At 38.3% G+C, this 24,291-nt stretch carries 30 protein-coding genes; 8 read left to right on the top strand and 22 right to left on the bottom strand.

Translation table 11 applies throughout. From position 1 onward, the window contains the following. Window position 1: 1 nt before the first annotated feature. The 5 genes from A3GU_RS0100475 (at window position 2) to A3GU_RS0100455 (ending at window position 3,424) form a co-directional block, all read left to right on the top strand. Window positions 2–661 carry a DNA alkylation repair protein gene (locus A3GU_RS0100475; RefSeq protein WP_018365569.1) on the top strand — a complete coding sequence of 220 codons (660 nt, stop codon included), beginning with the start codon at window positions 2–4 and terminating at the stop codon, window positions 659–661. A 124-nt stretch (window positions 662–785) separates the two neighbouring features. Further along, entirely contained in the window at window positions 786–1,601 is an 816-nt protein-coding gene (locus tag A3GU_RS0100470; protein WP_018365568.1) for a Cof-type HAD-IIB family hydrolase, read from the top strand. Continuing rightward, window positions 1,594–2,532 carry a LacI family DNA-binding transcriptional regulator gene (locus A3GU_RS0100465; protein ID WP_018365567.1) on the top strand — a complete coding sequence of 313 codons (939 nt, stop codon included), beginning with the start codon at window positions 1,594–1,596 and terminating at the stop codon, window positions 2,530–2,532. The genes A3GU_RS0100470 and A3GU_RS0100465 overlap by 8 nt, the downstream gene beginning before the upstream one ends. 79 nt (window positions 2,533–2,611) lie before the next feature. Further along, entirely contained in the window at window positions 2,612–2,986 is a 375-nt protein-coding gene (locus A3GU_RS0100460) for a glyoxalase/bleomycin resistance/extradiol dioxygenase family protein (RefSeq protein ID WP_018365566.1), read from the top strand. A 21-nt stretch (window positions 2,987–3,007) separates the two neighbouring features. Beyond that, window positions 3,008–3,424, top strand: coding sequence for a VOC family protein (locus tag A3GU_RS0100455; RefSeq protein WP_018365565.1), 417 nt, complete (start codon window positions 3,008–3,010; stop codon window positions 3,422–3,424). 87 nt (window positions 3,425–3,511) lie between these two features. Here A3GU_RS0100455 and A3GU_RS0100450 read toward each other — a convergent pair whose 3' ends face one another. Next, a complete protein-coding gene (locus tag A3GU_RS0100450) occupies window positions 3,512–3,871 on the bottom strand; it encodes an arsenate reductase family protein (RefSeq protein WP_018365564.1) in 360 nt (119 codons plus the stop codon). After that, the gene (locus tag A3GU_RS0100445; protein ID WP_018365563.1) at window positions 3,871–4,359 is read right to left on the bottom strand and encodes a methylated-DNA--[protein]-cysteine S-methyltransferase; all 489 of its coding nucleotides are present in this window, start codon (window positions 4,357–4,359) and stop codon (window positions 3,871–3,873) included. The genes A3GU_RS0100450 and A3GU_RS0100445 overlap by 1 nt, the downstream gene beginning before the upstream one ends. A 148-nt stretch (window positions 4,360–4,507) precedes the next feature. On the opposite strand from A3GU_RS0100445, the gene A3GU_RS0100440 reads away from it, so the two are divergent. After that, on the top strand, window positions 4,508–5,140 hold the full coding sequence (locus A3GU_RS0100440) for a copper homeostasis protein CutC (RefSeq protein WP_018365562.1): 633 nt from the start codon (window positions 4,508–4,510) through the stop codon (window positions 5,138–5,140). 98 nt (window positions 5,141–5,238) lie between these two features. Here the strand turns inward: A3GU_RS0100440 and rsmI are convergent, their stop codons facing one another. From rsmI to A3GU_RS0100360, 16 genes are all read right to left on the bottom strand, one after another. Beyond that, window positions 5,239–6,114: a 16S rRNA (cytidine(1402)-2'-O)-methyltransferase gene (rsmI, locus tag A3GU_RS0100435; RefSeq protein ID WP_018365561.1), complete on the bottom strand. Its 876-nt coding sequence runs from the start codon at window positions 6,112–6,114 to the stop codon at window positions 5,239–5,241. After that, window positions 6,092–6,391, bottom strand: coding sequence for a DNA replication initiation control protein YabA (gene yabA, locus A3GU_RS0100430; protein WP_051069439.1), 300 nt, complete (start codon window positions 6,389–6,391; stop codon window positions 6,092–6,094). Before yabA ends, rsmI begins: the two co-directional genes overlap by 23 nt. Window positions 6,392–6,434: 43 nt before the next feature. Next, a complete protein-coding gene (gene ricT, locus A3GU_RS0100425) occupies window positions 6,435–7,235 on the bottom strand; it encodes a regulatory iron-sulfur-containing complex subunit RicT (protein ID WP_018365559.1) in 801 nt (266 codons plus the stop codon). Further along, window positions 7,232–8,113, bottom strand: coding sequence for a DNA polymerase III subunit delta' (locus tag A3GU_RS0100420; protein ID WP_018365558.1), 882 nt, complete (start codon window positions 8,111–8,113; stop codon window positions 7,232–7,234). Before A3GU_RS0100420 ends, ricT begins: the two co-directional genes overlap by 4 nt. 24 nt (window positions 8,114–8,137) lie before the next feature. Then, window positions 8,138–8,770, bottom strand: coding sequence for a dTMP kinase (tmk, locus tag A3GU_RS0100415; protein WP_018365557.1), 633 nt, complete (start codon window positions 8,768–8,770; stop codon window positions 8,138–8,140). 83 nt (window positions 8,771–8,853) lie between these two features. After that, a complete protein-coding gene (locus tag A3GU_RS0100410) occupies window positions 8,854–9,516 on the bottom strand; it encodes a CBS domain-containing protein (RefSeq protein ID WP_018365556.1) in 663 nt (220 codons plus the stop codon). 64 nt (window positions 9,517–9,580) lie between these two features. Then, the gene (locus A3GU_RS0100405) at window positions 9,581–10,291 is read right to left on the bottom strand and encodes an ABC transporter ATP-binding protein (RefSeq protein WP_018365555.1); all 711 of its coding nucleotides are present in this window, start codon (window positions 10,289–10,291) and stop codon (window positions 9,581–9,583) included. Further along, a complete protein-coding gene (locus tag A3GU_RS0100400) occupies window positions 10,291–11,055 on the bottom strand; it encodes an ABC transporter ATP-binding protein (protein ID WP_018365554.1) in 765 nt (254 codons plus the stop codon). The genes A3GU_RS0100405 and A3GU_RS0100400 overlap by 1 nt, the downstream gene beginning before the upstream one ends. Beyond that, window positions 11,056–12,009: a branched-chain amino acid ABC transporter permease gene (locus A3GU_RS0100395; RefSeq protein WP_018365553.1), complete on the bottom strand. Its 954-nt coding sequence runs from the start codon at window positions 12,007–12,009 to the stop codon at window positions 11,056–11,058. A gap of 4 nt (window positions 12,010–12,013) precedes the next feature. Next, window positions 12,014–12,883 carry a branched-chain amino acid ABC transporter permease gene (locus A3GU_RS0100390; protein WP_018365552.1) on the bottom strand — a complete coding sequence of 290 codons (870 nt, stop codon included), beginning with the start codon at window positions 12,881–12,883 and terminating at the stop codon, window positions 12,014–12,016. A gap of 52 nt (window positions 12,884–12,935) precedes the next feature. Beyond that, complete coding sequence (locus tag A3GU_RS0100385) at window positions 12,936–14,108, bottom strand: ABC transporter substrate-binding protein (protein ID WP_018365551.1); 1,173 nt, start codon at window positions 14,106–14,108, stop codon at window positions 12,936–12,938. A 225-nt stretch (window positions 14,109–14,333) separates the two neighbouring features. Then, window positions 14,334–14,612, bottom strand: coding sequence for a YlbG family protein (locus tag A3GU_RS0100380; protein WP_018365550.1), 279 nt, complete (start codon window positions 14,610–14,612; stop codon window positions 14,334–14,336). Next, window positions 14,612–15,058 (bottom strand): YlbF/YmcA family competence regulator, encoded by a 447-nt coding sequence (locus A3GU_RS0100375; RefSeq protein ID WP_018365549.1) that lies wholly within the window; start codon window positions 15,056–15,058, stop codon window positions 14,612–14,614. Before A3GU_RS0100375 ends, A3GU_RS0100380 begins: the two co-directional genes overlap by 1 nt. Before the next feature lie 106 nt (window positions 15,059–15,164). Further along, window positions 15,165–15,755 (bottom strand): ATP-dependent Clp protease proteolytic subunit ClpP, encoded by a 591-nt coding sequence (gene clpP, locus A3GU_RS0100370; protein WP_018365548.1) that lies wholly within the window; start codon window positions 15,753–15,755, stop codon window positions 15,165–15,167. Window positions 15,756–16,087: 332 nt separating this feature from the next. Beyond that, window positions 16,088–16,717 (bottom strand): uracil phosphoribosyltransferase, encoded by a 630-nt coding sequence (upp, locus tag A3GU_RS0100365; RefSeq protein ID WP_018365547.1) that lies wholly within the window; start codon window positions 16,715–16,717, stop codon window positions 16,088–16,090. A gap of 218 nt (window positions 16,718–16,935) precedes the next feature. Next, entirely contained in the window at window positions 16,936–18,570 is a 1,635-nt protein-coding gene (locus A3GU_RS0100360; protein WP_018365546.1) for a putative polysaccharide biosynthesis protein, read from the bottom strand. A gap of 89 nt (window positions 18,571–18,659) precedes the next feature. On the opposite strand from A3GU_RS0100360, the gene A3GU_RS0100355 reads away from it, so the two are divergent. Continuing rightward, window positions 18,660–20,120, top strand: coding sequence for a UDP-N-acetylmuramoyl-L-alanyl-D-glutamate--L-lysine ligase (locus tag A3GU_RS0100355; RefSeq protein WP_018365545.1), 1,461 nt, complete (start codon window positions 18,660–18,662; stop codon window positions 20,118–20,120). Between the two features lie 71 nt (window positions 20,121–20,191). Here A3GU_RS0100355 and A3GU_RS0100350 read toward each other — a convergent pair whose 3' ends face one another. Together A3GU_RS0100350 and A3GU_RS0100345 are read right to left on the bottom strand one after the other, a co-directional pair. Continuing rightward, a complete protein-coding gene (locus A3GU_RS0100350; protein ID WP_018365544.1) occupies window positions 20,192–20,629 on the bottom strand; it encodes a hypothetical protein in 438 nt (145 codons plus the stop codon). Window positions 20,630–20,771: 142 nt separating this feature from the next. Continuing rightward, the gene (locus tag A3GU_RS0100345; protein ID WP_018365543.1) at window positions 20,772–21,425 is read right to left on the bottom strand and encodes a DUF1803 domain-containing protein; all 654 of its coding nucleotides are present in this window, start codon (window positions 21,423–21,425) and stop codon (window positions 20,772–20,774) included. Window positions 21,426–21,623: 198 nt separating this feature from the next. Between A3GU_RS0100345 and A3GU_RS09870 the strand changes: the two genes are divergently transcribed. Continuing rightward, complete coding sequence (locus A3GU_RS09870; RefSeq protein ID WP_018365542.1) at window positions 21,624–22,778, top strand: LPXTG cell wall anchor domain-containing protein; 1,155 nt, start codon at window positions 21,624–21,626, stop codon at window positions 22,776–22,778. Between the two features lie 85 nt (window positions 22,779–22,863). Here the strand turns inward: A3GU_RS09870 and A3GU_RS0100335 are convergent, their stop codons facing one another. Continuing rightward, complete coding sequence (locus A3GU_RS0100335; RefSeq protein ID WP_018365541.1) at window positions 22,864–23,328, bottom strand: DUF8821 family protein; 465 nt, start codon at window positions 23,326–23,328, stop codon at window positions 22,864–22,866. Window positions 23,329–23,330: 2 nt separating this feature from the next. Beyond that, window positions 23,331–24,266: a manganese-dependent inorganic pyrophosphatase gene (locus tag A3GU_RS0100330; RefSeq protein WP_018365540.1), complete on the bottom strand. Its 936-nt coding sequence runs from the start codon at window positions 24,264–24,266 to the stop codon at window positions 23,331–23,333. Between the last annotated feature and the right edge of the window lie 25 nt (window positions 24,267–24,291).

Here is a 24,291-nt window from a genome sequence, read left to right as displayed (position 1 = left end):
CATGATCAAAACTAGCTTTGAGACCCTTCAAGAAGCCTTTACAAAAGAAGCAAACCCCCAGCAAGCTCAAAAAATGGCCGCCTACATGAAAAATAACTTTGACTTTTATGGCGTCCCAGCTGGACCACGACGCCTGATTTACAAGGATCTCCTTAAGGCTCATAAAAAAGAGCAAAAAATTGACTGGCAACTACTAGATCAAGCTTGGTCAAGCCCAAAAAGAGAACTCCACTATTTTGTCTGTGATTATCTAAGGGCTATGCAAAAATGGCTGCGCTATGACCATATCCCTAAATTGCTAACCTATGCGACCAGCAATCAATGGTGGGATAGCATTGACCATTTTGATCATATCTTAGGGGGCATTGAGGATTCCAGAATGAATGAATTCATGCTGACTCTCTCCCAGTCAGATGACTTCTGGCTACGACGCCTTGCTATTGATCATCAACTTGGTAAAAAAGACAAAACAAACACTTCTTTGCTAGCCCAGATTATTCTTAATAATCTAGGATCTACTGAGTTTTTTATCAATAAAGCAATTGGCTGGAGCTTAAGAGATTACTCTAAAACCAACCCTGACTGGGTAAGACATTTCATCAACAAGCACCTTACAGAACTAGCCCCTCTTTCGATTAGAGAAGCAAGCAAATACATTTAGAGTTAGACCCTTTCTTTATGAAAAGTGTTTAACTCTTTTTACTTTCTAAAAAATAATTAATTTTTACTTGACATGGAACGCATTCCATCATTTATACTGAAAAAAATGATTAAGGAGAGTAAAAATGACTATTAAAACAATCTTTTTAGATATGGATGGTACCCTTTTAAACACTCAAGGGAGAGTCTCAATATCCAATGCAAATGCTATTAAAGAAGCTGGTTTTCCTATCACATTGGTTTCTGCTCGTGCTCCCATGGAAATGAAAGAGGCTATTGATGCCCTGGATTTAAAAGGCATTCAGATTGGCTTTAACGGGGCATTGATTTATCGATATCATCATGATAAATTAGAAACATTCTCAGAAACCCCAATTCCAGATAAGCTTGCCCAGCAAGTCATCCAATATATTTATGAATATTTTCCTCAGGTTAGCCAATCCTATTACACTAAAGACATGTGGATTGCCTACCAAAAAGATGCGGGCATTGATTATGAGAGTCAGTTAACTCTTTTGGAACCTAAACTATGTCAGAAAGAAGAGTATTTATTCCCCAAGAAGCCTGTCTTTAAAATTATGCTGATTACCTTTGATCCCCTTATAATGACTTCTTTAAAAGAAAATCTGTTACAATTAGGTATAGAAACTATTGCTATTCAACAATCTGGGGCTTATTATTTAGAAATTACCCATAAAGAGGCTGTCAAATCAAAAGGTATTGACTATATAATGCAATTATTAGACCTGAAAAAACAAGAACTTGCAGCTTTTGGAGATGGCCATAATGACCTTCCCATGCTCAAAAAAGTTGGTCTTCCTATTGCTATGGCTAATGCTCACCCAGATGTTCTTAAAGCAACTCATGTAGTTACCAGATCAAATGATGAGGATGGTGTTGCCTATGGTATTTGGCAATACTTAAAAGGAAAAAATGACTAGTATTCGAGATATTGCTAAAAAATCAGGCGTTGCTCCTTCTACAGTTTCCCGCTATATCAATCACTCAGGTTATGTAGCTCACAAAACAGGAGAAAAAATCCAAGCTACCATTGATAACTTGAATTATGTGCCCAATCAAATTGCAAGAGAATTAAGCTTAGGACAGACTAAACGCATTGGAGTTGTTATCCCTCATACCCAGCATCCCTTCTTTATTGATATTATAAGGGGACTTTTAGATGCTGCCTTAACAAGTCACTACCAAGTTGTCATGTTACCCTCACATTATGATAGTTCCATCGAAAAATCCTATCTGGAACAACTAAGGGCAAAATCCCTCGACGGACTTATTTTCACCTCACGGACACTTTCTCTTTCCTTAATTGAGAGCTATCATGCCTATGGCCGAATTGTTTTGCTAGAAGATTGTCAATCTCCTCATCTATCTAGTATTTCCATTAATCGAAGGCGTGGACTCAACCAGCTCTTTACCTACATCAGAGATCAAGAACTAGAGGGAACTTGTGCCCTTTTATTCACTAGAAACCACTACAAAAGTGCTACCTATAATGCCACCATGACCTCATGTCAGCAAATACTTGGCAAAGATTACCCTACTATAAGTTTTGGTGCTATTTCTACTTTTCAGGATGGCTATCGCATAGCTGAAAACCTCAGCAAACATAAATCGATAACTTCTATTCTAGCTAATAGTGATGACATCGCAGCTGGAATCAAACATTACTACGATCAACACAATCAAAAACTGCCTCTTCTTCTTAGCCAGGAAGCACAATTATCAGGGAAATTATTAGGCATAGCTAGCATTCACAATAATAGTTACCAACTAGGCTTTCAGGCCCTAGAATTAGCCATCAGTGATAACAACCATCACCAAATTTTAAATTCTCACTTCCTCAAATCAAGATAGCTGATGTAAACTAAATATTTTGTTAATGTAATAAGGTGACGTATAATAAGCTTACACCTAAAGAATATGGAGACATGCAATGATTACAAAATCAACAACTATGCTTTATGTCAATGATACCAAAGCTTCAATGACATTCTGGACTGAAAAAATGGGTTTTGTCCTAATTGACCAAGCTGAAACACAAGACCATATTTCCTATGAAATTGCTCCCTCTCATGACTCTGCTAGCAAATTTGGCCTCCATAATAAAGACCTTGTTGCCCAAGCAAACCCTGGTATGAATGTAGACTTTCCTTCACTCCTATTTGAAACTGATGACCTAGAAGCAGAACACAAACGCCTAACCGAAAATGGAGTGACCACCAATCCCATTATGGAATATCAAGGCATGGTTCACTTTACCTTTACAGATAACGAAGGGCATTATATTGCTGTTCGTAAAAGCATTTAAACTAAGAAATGAGACCCTAATATGATTACAGCACTAAATGTTTACCTCATCACAGATGGTAATGGACAAGAAGCCCTTAGCTTTTACAAGGATGCTTTCAATGCCCAAGTAACTAACCTGACCCTCTGGAAAGATGCTGTTCCAGACTGTCCCAAAGACCGGGAGCAACTTCTTCTTAATGGCCAACTAGAATTCAATGGAATCAGACTACAAGTCTCTGACGAAAATCCTGATTTTGACTATCAAGCAGGTAGCAATATGTCTGCTGCCATTATTGTTGATAATATAGATGAGGCCAAAGAACTCTACCAAAAGCTAACTGTAAATGCTCAAAACATCTCACTCAAATTACAAGAAACCTTTTGGAGCAAAGCCTATGCTAATTTTGTCGACCAATATGGTATTATGTGGCAAATTAACACAGAACTCAACGCCTAAAAAAGCTGTCTGAACTATTTCAGACAACTTTTTTTATAGCCAAAATTAATATTTCAAAGCTAGAGATAAGCTCCACAAATGCTTACCTTATTTATCCTTAAAAAGGTCTTGGTAAGCTTTTCTAGCTCCAATTTGTAGCAAGTTTTCATCTCTAATTAAGAGTGGCCTTTTAATCAGCATCCCATCTTTTGAAAGCAATTCTGCGGCTTGATCTATCGTGAGCTGGTCAATCTTGTCTTTTAAGCCCAGCTGACGGTAGCTATTACCACTAGTATTGAAAAAATTCTTAATACTAAAACCAGAATCTGTCATCCACTTCTTCAATTGCTCTGCCTTGGGTGGATTCGTTTTAATATCAATAGCCTCAAAATGTTCTACTAAAGTAGCTAACTCCTTTTTTGCTCGCTGACAGGTTGAGCACTTAGGATATTCATAAAATATTATCATCACATCACTCCTTTACTTTTTTCATGTTCTAATAACCAGATTTTTTTGTCAATCCCTGCGGCGTAACCTGTCATTTTGCCATTACTGGCTAGCACCCGATGACAGGGAACAAAAATACTTAGTGGATTCTTACCAATTGCTCCACCTACTGCTCGAGCTGATAAAGAATTTATTTGCTCTGCGATAGTGGCATAGGTACTGGTTTGTCCATAAGGAATCTTTTCAAGTTGCTGCCAAACCTGCTTTTGAAATGCTGTCCCTTGGCCTGAAAGAAAGGAAGGGACAGAGGGATTCTCCCCCTTAAAATAAGCATCCAACCACTGACAGGCTTCTTGTAAAAGCTGATTTTTCTCATCTTGAGGCGTCTCAGAAATATGAGCTTCAAAATGACTCTGCCCTTCAAACCAAGCTCCTAGTAAGACCTTATCCGTAGCAATCAGAGAAATCCTGCCAATAGGTGAGAGGTAAATACATTTGTATAAAGTCATCTGGGACCTCCATTTCATAGTCTCTGAACTGCAAAGCTATCCTAGAATTATACAGAGTATAGCATATTTTTTACGAGCACACAAAAATTTCCACAAAAGTATTCCCCTGAAAACATGCTATAATAAACTATGAAAAAGGAGAAGAAAAATGTTACTAAAAGAATTTTGTGCTGAAAATCTAAGTGCCCTTCCTCAACTAGAAAAAGCCAGTGTCCAAAGGGTTGAACTTTGTGATAATTTAGCTGTTGGTGGAACCACACCTTCTTATGGCGTCATCAAAGAAGCCTGCAGCCTTCTACATGAAAAATCTATTTCTGTAGCTACCATGATTCGGCCAAGAGCTGGCGATTTCGTCTACAACGACTTGGAACTAAAAGCCATGGAAGAAGATATTCTAAAAGCTATAGAAGCAGGCACTGACGCTCTGGTACTAGGCCTACTTACCAAGGAAAATGACCTAGACCATGATGCTATTGAACAATTACTTCCCGCCTGCCAAGGACTTCCCTTAGTTTTTCACATGGCCTTTGATGCTATTCCAAAAGAAAAGCAAGCTGCTGCCTTAGATGCCTTAGTCGATTATGGCTTTGTCCGTATCCTAACCCATGGTTCTAATCAGAAAAATGACATCAGAGAAAACCGGCAGCACTTAAGTGAGCTAGTAGCTTACGCTAATAACCGTATTGAAATCATGATAGGTGGTGGAGTAACTGCCCAGAATGCACAAGAACTGAGTAAAGCTATCGGTACCCCTAATGTACATGGAACAAAGATTATCTAGATATTAATATCAATAGGAGTAGCTTAACCAAGCAAAAAGACTAGTTTGTCTCAAACCATCAAATCCTTAAGCAATAAAACTAAGATTGGTGAGACAAACTAGTCTTTTTCTCTGTTATGAAAGGCTTGATAAAGTTCCTGACGATTCAGTTGATAGGCCTTAGCAACCTTTTTAATAGCCTGATTAGGCTTATTACCGGCTTCTATTTCTTTTTGAATCAAAGCAAGCAAATCATCTTCTTCTAACCTTTCTGATGAGTCTTCTATCTGGCTAGCACCAGACACAATAATCAAACATTCCCCTTTTAAGGGATGTTTACTAATGTGTTCTAGAATCTGACTGATACTTCCTCTTTGGTATTCCTCAAAAAGCTTGGTTAATTCTCTGACCAAAACAATCTGCCTGTCCCCATAAATAGCCTGCATATTTTCTAGAGTATTTGCCACCCGAAAGGGAGACTCATAAAAAATCTGTGTCTCGATACTAGCCTCTTTGTCGCTAAAAAAATGTTTTTGCTGGCCACTTTTTCTAGGCAAAAAACCATAAAAGGTATGGGGCTGTGGAGCTAATCCACTAGCAATTAAGGCTGTAATCCCAGCAGAAGCACCTGGTAGAGCAACCACTGCAATATCTTTTTTTAGTGCTGCTTTTACCAAGTCATGACCTGGATCGGAAATAGAAGGCATACCAGCATCTGAAACCTGAGCAAGGTCTTGACCAGACTCCAATAAATCTAGTAAAAGAGGAATTTTCTCAAAGGCATTATGCTCATGAAAAGAAAACTGCTTTGTCGTAATAGTAAAATGCTTTAATAAGAGTCCTGTATTTCTAGTATCTTCTGCACAAATAAGGTCTACATTTTTTAAGGTTTCAACAGCCCTAAAGGTCATATCTTGCAAGTTACCAATAGGTGTTGGCACTAAATAAAGGGTCCCTTTGGCTTTTGCTTCCTTAAAACTTCTTTGAATTTGCATTATCTAACTTTCTGTCTAATAATTCTCTACAAAACATACATTCTTCATCATTTTCTCGACGCTGACCATAAAAGAAATTACAAATATGAAAGCCTTCGTCATAAATACCTTCCAAATGCTCATTGCCTTGCTTTGAGACTGGCTTAGCATGCGTTTCATGCTCTAAATGATTTAATCTCTCACGTAATTTGGTATTTTCTAACCTGAGAACAGTGTTTTCTTCAACCAAGCCCTGAACTTGTTTTTTCATTGCTTCTATGTCTGCTAAAGTGACCATTAAACTTTGTGAGAAACCGTCAAAAGCATCGAATAGTTCTCTTTTATTTACCAAGACTTACCTCCTCTAAATGATACGTTCTTAATAAGTGGCTGCCATGTGGCCTAACCTTTATTTCTTCCTTGAAAATATCAATGGAAACCACACTTGCTTGCCCTTCACTTGTTTCAACTATGCTACCATAATCTGGAAACTTTCCTTTGCTTTCTTGATAAAACGAATCTTCATACTGCAAACAACAAAGCAAGCGACCACAATATCCTCTTGTTTTTTCCGAATTAAAAGATAAGCCTTGATTCTTTAGCATTTTTATGGAGACTGCTGGAAATTCTCCCAAAAAACTTGAACAACAAGTCGGTCTACCACAAGGTCCTAAGCCCCCATAAACCTTTGCTTCTTCCCGACTATTGAGCTGCCGCAATTCAATACGCATCTTAAAAAAGCCTGCTAAGTCCTTTAATAACAAACGAAAATCAACACGCTCTTCTGCTGTAAAAGTAATAAGGACATAATTTTTTTCCAAAGGAAAAATAATATCAATTAGGGACATGTCGAGTTGCCTGGCTGTGATTAATTCTTTAACCTTCATCCTTGATTCTTGAGCAAATTGCTGATTAGCCCTGGCTACTTTAATATCTCTAGCTGTCGCCTGCCTCACAACACTAGGGATATCCTTAGGTAAGGCAGCTTCCCTCAATTCTCTTAAAGGTTGGTAAACCCTAGCCAAGCGACTCCCCCGTGCTTCTTTTATGACCAAGTAAGTCATCTTAGGATAATCTTGGTCTGATTTCACAAATTGTATAGTTTCTTTTTCAGAATACTTAATACCAATCGTACTTGTCATCTGATTACCATATATTCTAGTGCATTTTGAAAATGAACATTACTCTGCCACATTTTCCTTGCCTCATAAAGAGCATCTAAATAGGCAACAGCCTGCTCTTGCCCGTAGTCTTTAGCCAAAATAAGGGTTAAAAGGCTCAAAAGAATATCCTGTTCACTCTTTTCACCTGCAAGGGCACTAAGACGACTAATTTCTAAGTAGGCCTTATCCTTATCCTTTAATAACAAGGAGACAAAACGCTGACTTAAAGAAATAAGCTCCAAAATTTTAGAGTCCTCAACCATAGTTTCTAAGTGGGCTGGATTTTTAGCTAATTTTGCCATTAAGACTGCTTGATCCTTTAAAAGTCCCTTTTTTTGAGCCAATTCTACTAAATAGGCCTCATTTTTAGGAAAATGGAAAATTTGCGTTCTACTTTTAATGGTCGGCAAAACATGACTTTCATCATTGGTTAGTAAAAAAATATAAGATGAACTTTGAGGTTCTTCAATAAACTTTAAAAGACTATTGGCTGCATTGGTATGCATCTTTTCACAGTCTTTAATAATAAAAACCTGCTTCTCACTTTCATAGCCTGTCCGTGAAAAGTTCTTCATCATTTCCCTAACGATTTCCGTCTTGATAAATTGGCCATTAGGTTCTAGAATAGTTAAATCAGAAAACTCATTCCTATCAATCAACTGACAAATACGACACTTATTGCAGGCAAGAACATCACTTTCACAATCACAAAAAATAGACTTGGCTATATATAAAGCCATCTCCAAATTAGCATAATCACCTGAAAAGAGATAGGCATGGTTTAAACGTTTCTTTTGTAAAATCTCTTTAAAAGATTTATAGGCTTGTGGGACTTGTTCTGCAATTGTCTGAGCCATTCCTAAACTCCTTTCTCGTGCGGTTTATCTTAGCTGTTCCTTAATGATCTTAACTGTCTCTGTAATGACTTGGTCTAAGGTCTGTGAGGCATCAATTGTTACTATGCGCTTTGGATTTTCTTGGGCAAGTTCTAAATAGCCACTTCTGACCTTTTGATGCATCTCAAGCTGCTCTAAGTCAAGTCTATTCACTTCTCTGTCCTTGCTTTTAGCTATTCTAGCAAGACCTACCTGAGAGGGTACATCAAAATATAAGGTTAAATCAGGTACAATACCATCCGTTGCAAAGCTATTTAGCCATTTAATATCTTTTTTATCCAGGCCTCTACCTGCACCCTGATAAGCAACCGAGCTATCAATAAAACGATCAATCAAAACAAGAGCTCCCTCTTCAAGAGCTGGTAAGACTTTTTCTACCATATGTTGCCGCCTTGCTGCAATATACAAGAGAAGTTCTGTCTTATTATCCATAGCTGTATTAATAGGATCAAGAATAATCTCTCTAATCTTTTCAGAAATAGCCACCCCACCTGGTTCTCTGGTAGTCATAATCCTTTGTGACAATTCTGCTTCTAATAAGGGGAGAATGCCTTCTAAAACACTGGTTTTACCAGCTCCATCAGGACCTTCAAGTGTAATCACAATACCTTTTGTCATCTTATATCCTTTTTTAATTGTTATTTCTATTTTACCAAAAATTATCGAAAAAAGCACTGCTAATTCAATAGCAGCACTTAAGCTTAATTAAAGTCTGGTTTTTCACTTGTTTTTGCAATTGAGTCTACTTCAACACCAATAGTTTCTAATTTTTCTTTTAAATAAACAGGCTCAATATCACCATCTACTTGAATTTCAATGACTGTTTTGCCAGAAGCACGGGTATCAATTATGGTTCTTCGAATATTAAGGTTTTCATTTGAAATAACTTCTGTAACCTTAGCTAGAATACTAACCACATTATCAGCCTGCAACACAATCCTTACCCCTGCTAGACCATAACCAGAAATATGTAAGAAGGCCCGGTAAACATCCTTATCCGTTATGATCCCACAAAGCTGATTATTATCAAGCACAGGTAGGACACCAATTTTATGCTGGAGCATGAGATAAATAGCATCTTCTAAGCTGGCATTAGGAGAAACAGTGATTACCTTTTTTATCATAATATCTTGAATTTTTGTCTTGTTAAGCAAGTAATTCATTTCATAGATAGAAAGGCTAGTTGCCTTTGAAGGACTGGCATCTGCCATTGTACCAGCTGTGACTAGGCCCACCAGGCGACCATTTTCAACTACTGGTAAACGGCGAACCTCTTCTTTTCTCATCATATCAGCTGCCTTAGCAACTCTGGTATCAGGCGAAATAGCTATTACATCTGCTGTCATATAATCTTTTACTGACATAAGATTTCCTCTTGTTTTTCTTTTTTACTTTTTACATTATAAGTTGAATCTTTGGTTACTGTTACTAACCACCAAGGTAGGCTTTCTTAACCTGCTCAGATTCTAATAATTCCTGACCTGAACCTGATAAAACCACTTTCCCTGTTTCTAAAACATAGGCTCTATCAGCAATTGACAAAGCTTTATTAGCATTTTGTTCAATGAGTAGGATGGTTGTTCCCTTTTTTTGAATATCCTGAATGATATTAAATATTTCTTGAATAAAAATAGGAGCCAGCCCCATAGATGGTTCATCCAATAAAAGCAATTTAGGTTTACTCATTAAAGCACGTCCCATAGCCAGCATTTGCTGCTCACCACCTGAGAGAGTAGCAGCATCTTGGTTTTTACGTTCTTCTAATCTGGGAAAACGGTCAAAAATAAGTTTTAAATTTTCTTGGTTGTCCTCTCGATTCTTAATTAAAAAAGCTCCCATTTCCAAGTTTTCCATAACTGTTAGGCCAGAAAAAATATGGCGACCTTCTGGTACTTGTGACAAACCTTTGGCAACAATTTTCCGAGCAGGTAATTTATGGATTGCTTGACCTAAGAAATGGATAGCACCACTACTTGGTCTGACCAAGCCAGAAATTGTTCTTAATATAGAGGTCTTTCCGGCACCATTAGCACCAATAAGGGTCACAACCTCACCTTCATTAACAGAAAAAGAAACATCCTTGACAGCTTCAATAGCCCCATATTTGATAGAAAGATTTTCCACTGATAACATAGTCATCACATATCACCTCCCAAATAAGCTTCAATAACCCTTTTATTATGTTTAATTTCCTCAGGACTGCCATGGGCGATGAGGCGACCATATTCTAAGACATAAATTCTCTGGGTGACTTCCATAACCAGATTCATATCATGCTCAATCAAAATGATGGTAATGCCAAATTCATCCTTAATCTGCCTAATAAGAGCTGTTAACTCCAAGGTTTCTTGAGGATTCATCCCAGCTGCTGGCTCATCTAAAAATAAAATTTTAGGCTTTGTAGCTAGAGCACGGACAATTTCTAGCCGTCTTTGTTGCCCATAAGGCAAATTTTTAGCTAATGTCTGAGCGTCATCTTCCAGCTTAAAGATCTGTAATAAGTCTAAGGCTTTTCTTTCCAAATCACTTTCAGTCTGATAAAACTTAGGAAGTCTTAACAAACTAGCTAGCAAATGTGGCTTTTCTTGATTAGCCAAGCCAATAAGCACGTTTTCAAGGACAGTCATGTCTTTAAAGAGTCTTATGTTTTGGAAGGTCCTGGACAATCCTAATGAAGCAATCTTATAGGGAGCCTTGCCATTAATAAGGGTGCCATCAATACTAATAGTACCTTCACTTGGAACATAGACCCCTGTTAGCAGATTAAAGAGAGTTGTCTTCCCAGCACCATTTGGTCCAATCAAACCAACCAACTCTCCTTGATGAAGTTCCATACTAACATCACCCACAGCTGTTAGGCCACCAAAGTTCTTGGTTAACTGTTTAACTTCTAGAAGTGCCATTTATTTACCCTCCTGATTCTTAGCTGATAATAATTTACTGAGGCTAAATTCTCTTGTTCCAAGCAAGCCCCCAGGTCTAAAAATCATAACTAAAATTAAAGCAAGGGAATAAATAATCATTCGTAATTCTGAGAAGTTTTGGAGATACATATTTAATATTCCTAAAACAATAGCAGCTACTATAGTACCTGTAATAGAACCTAAGCCTCCCAAAACAGCTATGATTAAATAATCTATAGAACGCATAATGGTAAAGTCTTTGGGGACAACTGTTCCAATATAACCAACATAGAGAGAGCCTGCGATGCTTGCTGTCATTGCTGCTAAAGAAAAGGTCATAACCTTGACTTTAGTTGTGTTAACACCCATTGACTCAGCTGCAATCTCATCTTCTCTGACAGAAATAACCTGACGCCCTGTCGCTGACCTTAAAAAATTAAGAATAAGAATGGTAATGACAATAACAAAAAGATAAACCACTGGCCAAGATGTATAAAGCAGAACTCCAGTAAGTCCAGCTGCACCATTTGTCACTTCACCACCATTAATAATAGCTATCCTAATAATTTCTGCCACTCCCAAGGTTGCAATAGCCAGATAGTCCCCCTTTAAACGTAAGGTAGGAAAACCTACTAAAACAGCTATGAAACCTGCTATCAAGACCCCCAAAAGCATGGATAAATAAAAACCAAGATAAGTTGGAATACTATCAGTCACAATAGCTGTCGTATAGGCACCTATTGCCATAAAACCAGCTTGCCCTAAGGGAAATTGGCCTGAGAAACCTAGAACTAGGTTAGTTCCCAAAGCCATTATAATAGCAATGCCAATCCCCATCAAGATTTGAACATAATAAGGACCTAAAAGACCTGATTCTACCAATAAATGAAGTATCAGGTAAACCCCAGCTAGAACAGCAAGCCAAATGATATTAGCTTTTTTCTTTATCTTCATAATCTTACACCTTCTCCTTGAGATTTTTCCCTAAGAGTCCTGCTGGCTTAATTAATAATATAATAATCAAAACAGCAAAGACAGTCGCATCACGGTAACTTGAAAATCCAATAGCAACCGAGACTGTTTCAATTAGGCCGATTAAAATGCCACCTAAAGCTGCACCTGGAATAATACCAATACCACCCAAAACAGCGGCCACAAAGGATTTGATTCCTGGTGTCATCCCCATTAGAGGGTTAATGGAATTGTAATATAGACCAATCAAGACTCCAGCAGCGCCAGCCAGAGCTGAGCCTAGGGCAAAGGTAAAGCTAATAGTTGAGTTGACATTAATTCCCATCAACTGGGCTGCATCACTGTCTACAGAGACTGCTCGCATGGCCTTGCCCATCTTGGTTTCTTTTACGATAAATTGCAGGGCAATCATCAAAAAAAGTGAAACAAACAAAATAATAAGTTGGATATTGGTAATAGTTACAGATCCCAAGCTATATTTAACTGTTTTGATGGCTTGGGGAAAGGCTCTTGCTTCTGCTCCTACAAGGTAGACCATACCATATTCTAAGAAAAAGGAAACCCCGATAGCTGTTATCAAAGCTGCAATCCGTGTTGAATGGCGTAAGGGTCTGTAAGCTAAAAATTCAATCAGCATACCAAGTGTAGCTGTTATCAGCATTGTTAATAAGAGGGCCACAAAGAAATTGAGATGGAAGGCATTAATTAAATAATAACCAATAAAGGCTCCCATCATATACAAGTCACCGTGGGCAAAGTTGATTAATTTGATGATTCCATATACCATAGTATAGCCTAGGGCAAGAAGTGCATAGACACTTCCTAGTATGAGACCATTTACAAGTTGTTGAAGCATTTCCTTACCATACTTTCTATCTTTGTAAGTGTGAAGGTTCTATCCTTCTCTATTAATTAGGTTTTACAACTGTGGCTGAACTTTCTTGACCCTTACTTAGGCCAATAATGGTTACAGATTTTATGGGATTATGTTTCTTATCAATAGTCATAAGCCCTGTCACCCCTTCAAAATCCTTTAAGTAAGCTAGGTTCTGAGCAATGTCTTTTGAGGTCTTAGCCCCTTTAGCAGCTTTTGCTCCCATATAAACAGCATCATAGGCTAAAGCAGCAAACATAGAAGGTTCTGAACCATATCTCTTCTTATAGTTTTTGGCAAATTGAGCTGCTTTTGGAGATACAGCTGAAGAATAAGCTGAGAGATAGTAAACATTATCAGCATTTTCCTTACCTGCAAGCTCAATAAGTTTTGCATCCGCAAAGCCATCTGGACCAATAATAGGAACTGTAATTCCCATTTCACGCGCCTGTTTAATGATTGTGCCTGTTTCTTGATAATAGCCTGGCATAACAATAGCATCATAGGCTTGATGTTTTATTTTGGTTAAGGCTGATTGAAAATCTGTATCTCCTGATTGATAGGTTGACTCAGAAACAATCTGCCCCTCAAAAGTCTTTTTAAAGCGTTTGGTAATCCCTTTGGCATAATCACTTGAATTATCATAAAAGAGAGCTACCTTTTTGGCCCCTAAAGCATCAGAGGCAAATTTTGCTAGCATATTTCCTTGATAAGAATCTGTAAACGTAGCTCGATAGATGTAATCATAGGTCTTTCCATCCTTAGCAATGGTTAAGTCGTCCTGAGTACCTGCTGGGGTAACTACTGGTACTGCTGCTGCTGTGGCATTGGGAGAACCTGCTGCTACAGCTCCTGAGGTAGATGAGCCAATGATAAGATTAACCTTTTCTTTAGTTGCTAGGCTTGTGGTCACAATAGCTGACTCGGCATTTTCTGACTTATTATCTTTGGCAATGAGCTCTATTTTTTTACCATCAACACCACCAGCCTTATTAATTTCTGCAGCTGCCATTTGTGCCCCTCGTTTTTGGGCATTTCCATAAGCTGATACTGCCCCCGTTAATTCAAAATTAAGGCCCAGCTTAAGCGTCTTTTCAATGGTGGTTCCTTTTGCATTAGACGTACTACTTGGTGGGGCTGCTTGACAAGCTGTCAAAATGATCACTGATAAAGATGTCATTGCTAAAACTAAAAGCTTCTTTCTCATACTATTTCCTCATACAATCTAAAAAATGATATGTAGATAAGAATACAGAATTATCAGAAAATTGTCAATGGATTCTTAACTTAAATCTTATTTAATTCTTTTTCTTATTAGTAGAAAAGCCAAAAAGTCAGGGAAATGTAAGCCTTTTCTTCTTCTAGAATAAAAGTTTTGATTAGAAAAAAACTGATTCCTAAAATAGAAATCAGCTTATGTACTTACTTAAAACTAGCTATCTATCACCACTTCTTTTTCTTCTTGGCGGTGTAAATTCCCTACAAAATTATGGTCAATCTCATCAAAAGCTGATGGTTTAACCTCCTTGACAAACTTTAATTTCTTAATTTCTTTTAGCTTAGTTTCAAGGTCCTTAGCATCGATATATAAGACAAGATACCTGGTTTTTTTCGAGTGATAGTAGGCATCACCAAATTTATAGAGTTTTCTGGCATCGCGATTATAGTATAAGTAAACCACTAAGCCTATGCGATTATTTTTCTCAAACATTACCTGTCCTTTTCCTTAATATTATTATAGATTCCTCTACCCAGCTTTTCATGCTTTGGTGCCAAGGGCAAACCCGTATCAACAAAAATATGACTAGAAATCGACCTCGCCAGTTCTTCAGAAACATGGGCCAGAAGCTTTTGAAGGTTCACTTCTGCTACTCTTAAGGCACTTATTTGAGGATTGAGATCCAAGTCTTTTTTGGCCATAAGCAGAGCCTTCTTAAGTGAACGAATCTCTGGACGAAATCGAACAAATTGGCTTTGACTGGCATAGGCTTCTGACATCTGCTGAAACTGAGCAATAGCTACTTGTAATTTTGAATCATTTTCAACCTGCTTAGCTAGCCTCTGATAAGTCTGATATTCTTCTGTAGACTTTAGGTCACTAACCAAGTCATCAATAGCCTCTTCAATAGCTAGAAGCTCCTCATTTATGACTAACATGCCTTCATTATATCATAATTTCAGTTTGACTGGCCTGCTTCAAGAGAATTTATAGATATAAAAAGCACCTAGAAATGCTTCTAAGTGCTTGATATAGGCTTCTCTTTTATTTGAGTTCGTTATTTTCCATAATTTCATCAATAAAACCATAAGCTAGGGTTTCTTTAGCATCCATCCAATAATCACGTTCTGCATCCTTATGGATTTGCTTAATGGTGCGACCAGAATTATCAGCCAGAATTTTTTCCAGACGTTTTCTAGTCTTCAAAAGTTGTTCAGCTACAATAGCCATGTCACTTTGTTGGGTACCATTACCAGCTCCCCCCATTGGTTGGTGGATGAGGTATTCTGCATTTGGCAACATGAAACGTTTCCCTTTAGCTCCAGATGAGGCAATGATAGTCCCCATTGAGGCTGCCATACCCATAACAATTGTTTGCACATCTGATTTAATAAAGTTCATGGTATCTACAATTGCTAAACCAGCAGAAACTGAGCCACCAGGAGTATTCACATAGAGGTAAATATCTTTGGTATTATCTTGTGCATCCAGGAATAATAATTGGGCAATAATTGAGTTTGCCATATTATCTTCAACTGGACCAGTTAGCATAATGATACGATCTTTTAAAAGGCGTGAATAAATATCATAAGAACGTTCACCACGGCTTGTTTGTTCAATAACAACAGGAATCATATAGTTCTCCAATCTAATCAAGTAAATCTCAAAGCAGGCTTGCCAAGAAATCAGCTTTTTTAATGATTGACTTTATTATAATCTTTTGGTCAAATAAGGTCAAATAATAAACATCCCTTTACACATAAGCTGCCATAGAACCTTTTCTGCTATTTAAAATGAGCTAAGAAGGAACACTAAGCTTAGCTCCATCTATACTTTTCTAGGCTCGGGAAATAATAATCCACTGGACTAGCCTCGCTTTTTTGTTTCTAGGCTCGGGAAATAATAATCCACTGGATTAGCCTCGCTTTTTTGTTTCTAGGCTCGGGAAATAATAATCCACTGGATTATTATTTAGTCCCAAATAGTCTATCTCCAGCATCTCCTAAACCTGGGACAATATAGCCTTGGTCATTGAGTTTTTCATCGAGTGCTGCTGTGAAGATATCAACATCTGGATGGGCTTCTTGGAGTTTTTCAACACCTTCTGGTGCTGCTACTAAACAGACAAACTTAATATTAGTTGCACCACGTTTTTTAAGGGAATCTACGGCTAAAATAGCAGAGCCACCAGTTGCCAACATAGGATCAACCACAAAGATTTGTCTTTGGTTAATATCTTCTGGAAGCTTAACCAAGTACTCTACAGGTTCTAAAGTTTCTTCATCACGATACATCCCAATGTGACCAACTTTTGCTGCTGGGACAAGGCTTAAAAAACCATCAACCATACCAATACCAGCTCTAAGGATTGGAACAATAGCTAATTTTTTACCAGCCAACTGTTTTTGAACTGTCTCTGCAACAGGTGTTTGAATATGAACATCTTCTAATGGTAAATCACGAGAGACTTCGTATCCCATAAGCATGGCAATTTCATTGACTAACTCACGAAAATTCTTGGTAGAAGTATCTTGTCTACGTAAAATAGAAAGTTTATGCTGGATAAGTGGGTGTGAAATAACTTGACATTTTCCCATGTGAATGTACTTCCTTCTTATTTTTTTACACTTTTATCATTATACCAAAATTCAAGCAAGTATGCTTAGTAAATTATCAAAATAACTAAAGAAAAGAAAGAATACCCTTCCTGAAAAGAGTATCCTTTCTTTTCTTATAACTAGCTTACATTACAGTAGAAGATAAATTCAGCAATAAGAAGGATATGATTATGATGAATTCTTTTTTAGAGATCAGCTTATTTTATACCAAATCTTGCTCTTAAGCCTTCTGCCTTGCTACCAATCAGCTTGTCCAATTGATGGCTGGCCAGAGACAAATAAGCATATACCAAAAATCCAATAGAACCAACAATAAGTAGATACAAAAGACTAGATAATCTGCCTGTCGGTACAAAGATAAAGCCCAAGAGCCAATTACACAAGACCACAACAAGAGACATAACTGCTGTTAAAAGACAAATTAACAAAGACTGCTTAAAGAGTAGTTGACGGTTAAAATGGGTCACCTGATGAAGCCGACGGTACATAAGAACAATCGGAACCAATAAAGCAACTGCTGTAGCTAACAAGGGCCCATAAGCATGGAAGAAATAGATAGCTGGAATTTGCAAGACAAACTTAATGATAATCCCATAACTAAAGTAATAAAGAGCCTTCCTATTTTCAAATAGAGCCTGTAACATAGGAGCTAGTAAGGTATAAAGGGCTAATAAAATGGTCTGTAGCAATACCACCCTAAACAAAGAAATCGCTTGGGCTGGGCTAGCTCCATAAAAAACAGAATAAAGTGGACGCGCTAAGATAGTAGCACCTGCTAATGCTGGCAACAAAAACATTAATAGCATAACAATATTATTAATAATCAATTTTGCTGACGCCCTAATATCTTTTTTGACATAATTTTCCGTTAAAAGGGCAATCCCTACCCCACCAATAGAAGCTGCCACCGCAATTAGAATCATGGTAATCTTAGCAGGATTGGCATTGAAATAACCAAACAAAATCAGTAATTGGGTCTTACTATAATTAGTAAAGAGCAACATGGTATTGGTAAAGGTCCACTGATCAATCAACTGAAAGGCCTGAACAGCACTGCCTATGACAATAAAAGGAATAGATTCTTTTAGGGTTTCTAAAAGCAAACCCTTGGCATCAATAGGTACTTCCAGCTTAGGTTTTGAAAAAATAACCTTTAATAAGCCCTGCTTATTGAGATAATAGATAAGAACCATCATGCTGGCCAACATCCCAATAAAAGCCGCAAAGGTTGACTGGGTCACAGCAGTCACATAGTTCTTAGAACCTAATTTCATAATCAAGTAGGTGGTCACAAGCATCCAAATAACGCGGATAATTTGCTCTGCTATCTGGCTTAAGGCTGTTGGTTTCAAGTTATTGTAGCCTTGAAAGATGCCTCTAATCACACTCATAACAGGAAAGACCAAGACGGCCAAGGACAGGCTGTGCATAATCGGAATGAGCTGCTCATCACTACCTGACATCTTAGCAAAGATTGGGGAGGTAAAATACATAATCAGTGAAAAAATGAGCCCCAGAATCACCATCAACTTCAAGGTACTCCTAATCAATTGATAGCTATGTTCTTTTTGCTGCAAAGAATTATATTTTGCCACTTGCTTAGCAATAGCCACATTCAAGCCTGTCGTTGAAATCAATAAAAAATAGGCATATATATTATAGCCCATATTAAAGAGTGCATTAGCTTGCGTGGCATGTTTTCCCATCCAGATAAACCAGGGAATAACATAGATAACTCCTAAAAAGCGGCTGATAAAATTACTAGCTGTGGTCCATACTGTCCCTTGCATCATAAGCTGGGACTGGGTCAATTCTTTTTTATTTTCTGTCATGTGATTACTTTCTATTCTTATCTTAGATTTCATTATAAACTTTTGCTTGTTACTTGTAAATCCTGAACATTAGAGATAAAATAAGAAGTATGATAAGTATTGAAAGCATAATAAAAATCTTAAAAGAAGACCATAACTTTAGAGAAGTTATCAGTCAAGGCCACTACCTTTATTCCTATGATGACCCTGACCTGACCTTTTCTGCCCTAAGCTATGACAGTCGAGTTAGCAATCAAGACACCTTGTTTTTTGCCAAGGGAGCTGGTTTTAAGCCTGCCTATCTGGAGGCTGCTATTACAAATGGCCTAAAGGCTTATATTTCAGAAGTTGACTATCAAGTAGCTATTCCTGCTATTTTGGTTACTGACATTAAAAAAGCCATGGCCCTTATTGCCATGAATTTTTATCAGATGCCACAGGAAAAGCTCAAGTTACTTGCTTTTACGGGCACCAAGGGGAAAACTACTGCGGCTTACTTTGCCTACCATATCCTCAAGGAATCCCACAAACCTGCCTTGCTATCAACCATGAATACTACCCTAGACGGGGAACATTTCTTTAAGTCTGAGCTGACCACTCCAGAAAGCATTGATCTCTTTAAAATGATGGCTGACTGCGTGGCTAATGGCATGACCCACCTCATTATGGAGGTCTCTAGTCAGGCCTATTTGGTCAAGCGGGTCTACGGCCTAAGTTTTGACGTTGGTGTTTTTCTTAACATCAGCCCTGACCACATCGGTCCTATTGAGCACCCGAGTTATGAGGATTATTTCTATCATAAGCGGCTTTTAATGGAGAATAGCCGAGCTGTTATTATTAACAGTGGCATGGACCATTTTGCCCTCTTAAAAGAGCAGGTGGCTGATCAGGACCATGACTTTTATGGTAAACATTCTAACAACAGCATTGAAAAGAGCCAGGCCTTCTCTTTTGAGGCTAAGGGAAAATTGGCAGGTGACTATGCTATTAACTTAATTGGTCTATTTAATCAGGAAAATGCCCTAGCTGCTGGTCTTGCCTGTTTGAGGTTAGGCGCTAGTCCAGAAGATATTAAAAAAGGCATTGCTGCTACCAGGGTGCCTGGTAGAATGGAAGTCCTCAACCATCCAAGTGGAGCCAAGCTTTTTGTAGACTATGCCCACAATGGCGATAGCTTAGAAAAACTAATCTCTGTTGTTGAAGAACACCAAAAAGGCCAGCTGACACTGATTATTGGGGCTACTGGCAATAAGGGAGAAAGCAGACGGGCTGACTTTGCTAGGGTCATTAACAAACATCCTAAGCTATCTATCATTCTGACTGCTGATGACCCTAATTTTGAAGACCCCAAAACTATCTGTCAAGAAATTGCCGACCAGATCAATCGGCCTGTCCAGATTATTGTTGACCGGCAAGAAGCCATCCAAGCAGGCCTGTCTAACTGCCATCAAGCAGGAGATGCGCTAGTCATTGCTGGTAAGGGAGCCGACGCCTATCAAATCGTCAATGGCCAAAAAATACCCTACCCCGGTGACCTCCAAGCCGCTAAAACTTATTTATCACAAAAGTAACTTTCAAAAAAAAACATATTAAAAAAGGTATCTCAAGAGAGATGCCTTTTGTCTTACTTAAAAGATTTAAGTTATCTTGAAAACCAACCTTTAACTGTGTTCCAAGCACTGCCAAGTAAGATAAGAACTTTTCCAAAAAAGTTACTTTCATCCCACTCCCGCTCTTTCCAAGTTGTATAATGAAATTGACACTTTGGTGTACCTGTGTTCTTTTTTCCCTCTTCATATCCATCATTAAAGTAAGTTTTTTGATTTCGTTCTCCCCCAAATTGTAAATTTCTACAACCCGACTCATAGCCACTTTTAAAGAGCGCTTGACAGCTACCATCATTTTTTCCAGCACAGTGTCTAGTTGCGGCCTCCTCAGATGCTTTATAGGCATCTGTTTGAGTATTTGCTTCTACTGTCCCAGCCCCTACTAAAAAGCTAAGGCTTAGTGCTAGGCCAAGGACAATAGGGGACTTAAACTTGTTGCTTGTTGCTTGTTGCTTGTTGCTTGTTGCTTTCATCTTATTTCCTCTTCTTTATAGATTCTTTTTTTTACACTAATTAGTATAAAGTTTGGAGAAAAGAGAAGCAAACCATAGTTTTAATTAAATCTTAATTTATTGCACTAACATTAAATAAATAAGGAGTTGGCAAGTCAGCTCCTTATTTTGCCTTAAAGATTAGCTTTTCTGGATCCATTTCCATGCCTAGGCGATAGCTAGAGTCGCCAACTGGTATCAGATAAGATAGTAAGACCAAGGCCTGACAAAAGATATCGGGTCTTTTTTGCTTTATCTGGTCCTTGCCAACAAACTTCAGCAAGTAACTTGTCAGATACTTAAGGGCATAGTCAGGATTAACATCCCCCAGCAGCTCATAAAGCTCTGCTTGAGCCGCAGACGGCTTTTCACCCCTTTTTAACCTGTAAAAATAATTGGCTAAGCTAAGGGATTCTCTGCTAATTGTCGTCCTTTCAAGAATAATAACTTGATTGGTGGGATTGGTCAGCCTAGTCTCAAAGCTCTTAGCCAGAAGCTCCGGATAAATAGCTGCCTGACTATCAACAAAAACCATATCCTCCAAGTGGACAGTATTTAAGTCCTCTAATAATGGGAGAGAAAGGTAATAGCGCCTGTCTTTTCTCATAATATAGCCTGCCTGGATATAGGTCTCAAGACAACGATCCACCTGCTTAACCTCTGGAAAATCCTTCTTAATCTGGCGTAAGGTCACATCTTCTCTTTGAGAAAGGTAGTTAATAAGGGCTTGAAAAAAAGGCTGCCTGCTGACTTTATCAGGATTAAATAGGGTAATCATAAGCCTATTATAGCAAAATTTTCAAAAGACTTATAGAAGGAAAATAAAAGAAATTTTCTCATTTAATTTTTATTGTTATCATCTATTTTTTAATATATTTTTAAAAAATTGGATTGCTTATATATATATATATATACTGTTATTTGCGCTTGTAGAAAGACTATAGGCAAGTATCCTAGAGAAAGTAGAAAATAAGAAATGACACAAAGAAAAAAAGAAATCAGAAAGCTAGCCCCTCGCTATGGCATAGTTCTAGCAACCCTCACAGCCTTCGCTACAGCAGGGATAACAAGTACAGTGCAGGCAGAAGTAGATATTGAAGAGAGAAGACAATCATTACTAGGAGATCTTGATCAACAAAGAAAAACATATCCAAAGACTGCTTCAGAAGTGAAGGATATTAATAGTATTAGAAAATATCTTGAAGATTTTGAATATCATTACAAACTTAGTATCGGTCATTTAATTGGGTTAGCTAAATTACCTAGTCCTAAAGGTGAAAAAGGTGATCCTGGTGTCGCGGGACCTAGAGGGGAAAGAGGCGCACAGGGTGAAAAGGGCGAACAAGGGCCTATGGGGCCTAGAGGACTTCCTGGTGAAACTGGAAAACAAGGGCCTAAAGGAGAAGATGGGGCTATGGGACCTCAAGGACCTGCTGGTAAGGATGGACAAGACGGTAAAGACGGGGAACAAGGGCCTAAAGGCGACAGAGGTGAACAAGGTATCCCTGGTCTAACTGGTCCTAAAGGTGATAAGGGCGACCAAGGAGAAGCCGGCGCTATGGGACCTCAAGGACCTGCTGGTAAGGATGGACAAGACGGTAAAGACGGGGAACAAGGGCCTAAAGGCGACAAGGGTGACTCAATCCTTCCCCAAGAAAAGCCTAAAAAAGAAGCTGACCAAGCTAAACCCCAAGTCCCTGAACTAGCAGAGACTCCTCAAAGTCCAGAGTTTCCCCTAGAACCTGATAGCACAGAAAAACCTGACCTTCCTTTAAAGCCTGAAAAACCAAAGGAAAGCCCACAAGCAAATTCTCAAGAAGGCTCAACCGAAAACTCGCAAGAAGCACCAAAAGTTCCTGAAACTAAGGCATCCACTCCAAAAACTCAGATGCCACAAGTTTCAGCTGAAGAAAAAGAGGATAAAAAGCCTGAATCAAAAGAGCAAAGTCAAGCAGTTATTCCTACAAGCTCTAACTCAGAAATTCAAAAACTAGACTCCCAAGCTCAAGCTAAAGCAAATCAACTGCCAGCAAGTGGTGACACAAGTAATCCCTTCCTCACTACTGCTGCTATGCTTATCATGGCTATTGCAGGAAGTCTTACTTTCCTTCCAAAATTCAAAAGAAAATAAACTTAACAGATATAAAAAAACAAAATGACCAAAAATCATTTTGTTTTTTTATTTTATTTTTGTATTCACAGACAAAACTCTATTTTTAGAGGTATTGCCCTTTTACAAGAAAGAAGCTTCCGCGAATTTCTCCTGCCAACTTAGAACGCTGACGGGCAAACTTAAACTTGCCTTCAAACTCTGCTGGAATCTCAATCCCATTAGCTAGCTTAAAGCCAATAGCTCGCTTACCCCCTTCTGCTAAAGTATAGAGAAGATTGACAACCAAGCCATTATCATAATAAACATGAGACCATAAGATACCGTCAACCTCAAATTGTGAAAGACAAAGCGCCTTATAAGGAAAGGACATTTGTCGCTCTGCAAGGACCTGCTCAATAAGGGGCAAAATATCTGGCTTTTCACTAGGAGTAAAAACCTCATAAGTAATCTTATATTTATTCCAAAAATACCTAGCCTCATTGGCCCTTAGACCTGCTAGGGCCTCTTTAACAGGACTTTCCTCAAGGAGGGTGGTTTCTACCTCTTTAAAGGTGACAATATAGGACATGCTTAGGCACCAAAGCTTTCTGTTAATTGAGGAACGACTTGTTTCTTACGTGACACAGCACCCTCTAAGAAGGCATGGTTGTTTTCTAATACAAAGTTAAAGGCTTTTTCCACCTTGTCCATATTGCTACCTAGGGCTAGAATTTCTGAGTTTGAGTTGACAATATCTGTAATCATTAAGACAAAGTCTGAGTAGCCTTCCTTAGCCATTGCCTCTAAGATAGCTCCTTCAAGAGCTTCTTGACGTTCAAGGACTTCTTTAATATCAACAGTGTTAACCTGAGCCACACGGACAGCATTGCCATTTAATTCAAAGGTTTTAGCATCAATATCAATCAATTCTGCTTCTGACTTGCTTGCAAGGTTGGTTCCAGCTTTTAAGAGATTCATTCCATACTCTTCAAGTGAGACCCCAGCTAATTCTGCCAGTTCTTGAGCTACCTTATGATCTGTTGTATGGGTCGTAGGTGACTTCAGTAATAAGGTGTCTGAAATTAAACCTGATAAGAGTAAGCCAGCAATCTCTCTTGATACCTCAAGATTATTTTCCTTAAACATGCGGTAGACAATAGATGATGCAGAACCCACAGGTTCCACGCGCATAAATAAGGGGTTAGCTGTTTCAAAATTTGCCACACGGTGATGATCCACCACACCATAGATGGTTACTTGGCTAATGTCTGAAATAGACTGTTGAAACTCATTGTGGTCTGTCAAAATAACAGTATTCACACCTTCTGCTTGAGCTGATTCAACTACTCTAGGTGCTTGCACTCCAAAATAATCAAGAGCAAAGCGTGTTTCTTCATTTGGTTCTCCCAAAGCCACAACCTCAGCATCCAAACTATAAGCCTGTCTTGCCAAGTGAGCAAAGGCATAGGATGAACCTATAGCATCAGTATCAGGATTTTGGTGACCAAAGACAAAAATTTTAGACATGTTCTTACCTCATTCTTCTTAGTGT

This window comes from Streptococcus didelphis DSM 15616 (genome assembly GCF_000380005.1).
Taxonomy (GTDB): Bacteria; Bacillota; Bacilli; order Lactobacillales; family Streptococcaceae; genus Streptococcus; species Streptococcus didelphis.
Note: the sequence above shows the minus strand (reverse complement) of the source record. Positions and strands in the feature narration are given on the sequence as shown.

Bases quoted from the DNA above. Each gene is read 5' to 3' on its own strand.
- A3GU_RS0100475 (WP_018365569.1), top strand. From the start codon at position 2: ATGATCAAAACTAGCTTTGAGACCCTTCAAGAAGCCTTTACAAAAGAA.
- A3GU_RS0100470 (WP_018365568.1), top strand. From the start codon at position 786: ATGACTATTAAAACAATCTTTTTAGATATGGATGGTACCCTTTTAAAC.
- A3GU_RS0100465 (WP_018365567.1), top strand. From the start codon at position 1,594: ATGACTAGTATTCGAGATATTGCTAAAAAATCAGGCGTTGCTCCTTCT.
- A3GU_RS0100460 (WP_018365566.1), top strand. From the start codon at position 2,612: ATGATTACAAAATCAACAACTATGCTTTATGTCAATGATACCAAAGCT.
- A3GU_RS0100455 (WP_018365565.1), top strand. From the start codon at position 3,008: ATGATTACAGCACTAAATGTTTACCTCATCACAGATGGTAATGGACAA.
- A3GU_RS0100450 (WP_018365564.1), bottom strand. From the start codon at position 3,871: ATGATAATATTTTATGAATATCCTAAGTGCTCAACCTGTCAGCGAGCA.
- A3GU_RS0100445 (WP_018365563.1), bottom strand. From the start codon at position 4,359: ATGACTTTATACAAATGTATTTACCTCTCACCTATTGGCAGGATTTCT.
- A3GU_RS0100440 (WP_018365562.1), top strand. From the start codon at position 4,508: ATGTTACTAAAAGAATTTTGTGCTGAAAATCTAAGTGCCCTTCCTCAA.
- rsmI (WP_018365561.1), bottom strand. From the start codon at position 6,114: ATGCAAATTCAAAGAAGTTTTAAGGAAGCAAAAGCCAAAGGGACCCTT.
- yabA (WP_051069439.1), bottom strand. From the start codon at position 6,391: ATGGTCACTTTAGCAGACATAGAAGCAATGAAAAAACAAGTTCAGGGC.
- ricT (WP_018365559.1), bottom strand. From the start codon at position 7,235: ATGACAAGTACGATTGGTATTAAGTATTCTGAAAAAGAAACTATACAA.
- A3GU_RS0100420 (WP_018365558.1), bottom strand. From the start codon at position 8,113: ATGGCTCAGACAATTGCAGAACAAGTCCCACAAGCCTATAAATCTTTT.
- tmk (WP_018365557.1), bottom strand. From the start codon at position 8,770: ATGACAAAAGGTATTGTGATTACACTTGAAGGTCCTGATGGAGCTGGT.
- A3GU_RS0100410 (WP_018365556.1), bottom strand. From the start codon at position 9,516: ATGTCAGTAAAAGATTATATGACAGCAGATGTAATAGCTATTTCGCCT.
- A3GU_RS0100405 (WP_018365555.1), bottom strand. From the start codon at position 10,291: ATGACTATGTTATCAGTGGAAAATCTTTCTATCAAATATGGGGCTATT.
- A3GU_RS0100400 (WP_018365554.1), bottom strand. From the start codon at position 11,055: ATGGCACTTCTAGAAGTTAAACAGTTAACCAAGAACTTTGGTGGCCTA.
- A3GU_RS0100395 (WP_018365553.1), bottom strand. From the start codon at position 12,009: ATGAAGATAAAGAAAAAAGCTAATATCATTTGGCTTGCTGTTCTAGCT.
- A3GU_RS0100390 (WP_018365552.1), bottom strand. From the start codon at position 12,883: ATGCTTCAACAACTTGTAAATGGTCTCATACTAGGAAGTGTCTATGCA.
- A3GU_RS0100385 (WP_018365551.1), bottom strand. From the start codon at position 14,108: ATGAGAAAGAAGCTTTTAGTTTTAGCAATGACATCTTTATCAGTGATC.
- A3GU_RS0100380 (WP_018365550.1), bottom strand. From the start codon at position 14,612: ATGTTTGAGAAAAATAATCGCATAGGCTTAGTGGTTTACTTATACTAT.
- A3GU_RS0100375 (WP_018365549.1), bottom strand. From the start codon at position 15,058: ATGTTAGTCATAAATGAGGAGCTTCTAGCTATTGAAGAGGCTATTGAT.
- clpP (WP_018365548.1), bottom strand. From the start codon at position 15,755: ATGATTCCTGTTGTTATTGAACAAACAAGCCGTGGTGAACGTTCTTAT.
- upp (WP_018365547.1), bottom strand. From the start codon at position 16,717: ATGGGAAAATGTCAAGTTATTTCACACCCACTTATCCAGCATAAACTT.
- A3GU_RS0100360 (WP_018365546.1), bottom strand. From the start codon at position 18,570: ATGACAGAAAATAAAAAAGAATTGACCCAGTCCCAGCTTATGATGCAA.
- A3GU_RS0100355 (WP_018365545.1), top strand. From the start codon at position 18,660: ATGATAAGTATTGAAAGCATAATAAAAATCTTAAAAGAAGACCATAAC.
- A3GU_RS0100350 (WP_018365544.1), bottom strand. From the start codon at position 20,629: ATGAAAGCAACAAGCAACAAGCAACAAGCAACAAGCAACAAGTTTAAG.
- A3GU_RS0100345 (WP_018365543.1), bottom strand. From the start codon at position 21,425: ATGATTACCCTATTTAATCCTGATAAAGTCAGCAGGCAGCCTTTTTTT.
- A3GU_RS09870 (WP_018365542.1), top strand. From the start codon at position 21,624: ATGACACAAAGAAAAAAAGAAATCAGAAAGCTAGCCCCTCGCTATGGC.
- A3GU_RS0100335 (WP_018365541.1), bottom strand. From the start codon at position 23,328: ATGTCCTATATTGTCACCTTTAAAGAGGTAGAAACCACCCTCCTTGAG.
- A3GU_RS0100330 (WP_018365540.1), bottom strand. From the start codon at position 24,266: ATGTCTAAAATTTTTGTCTTTGGTCACCAAAATCCTGATACTGATGCT.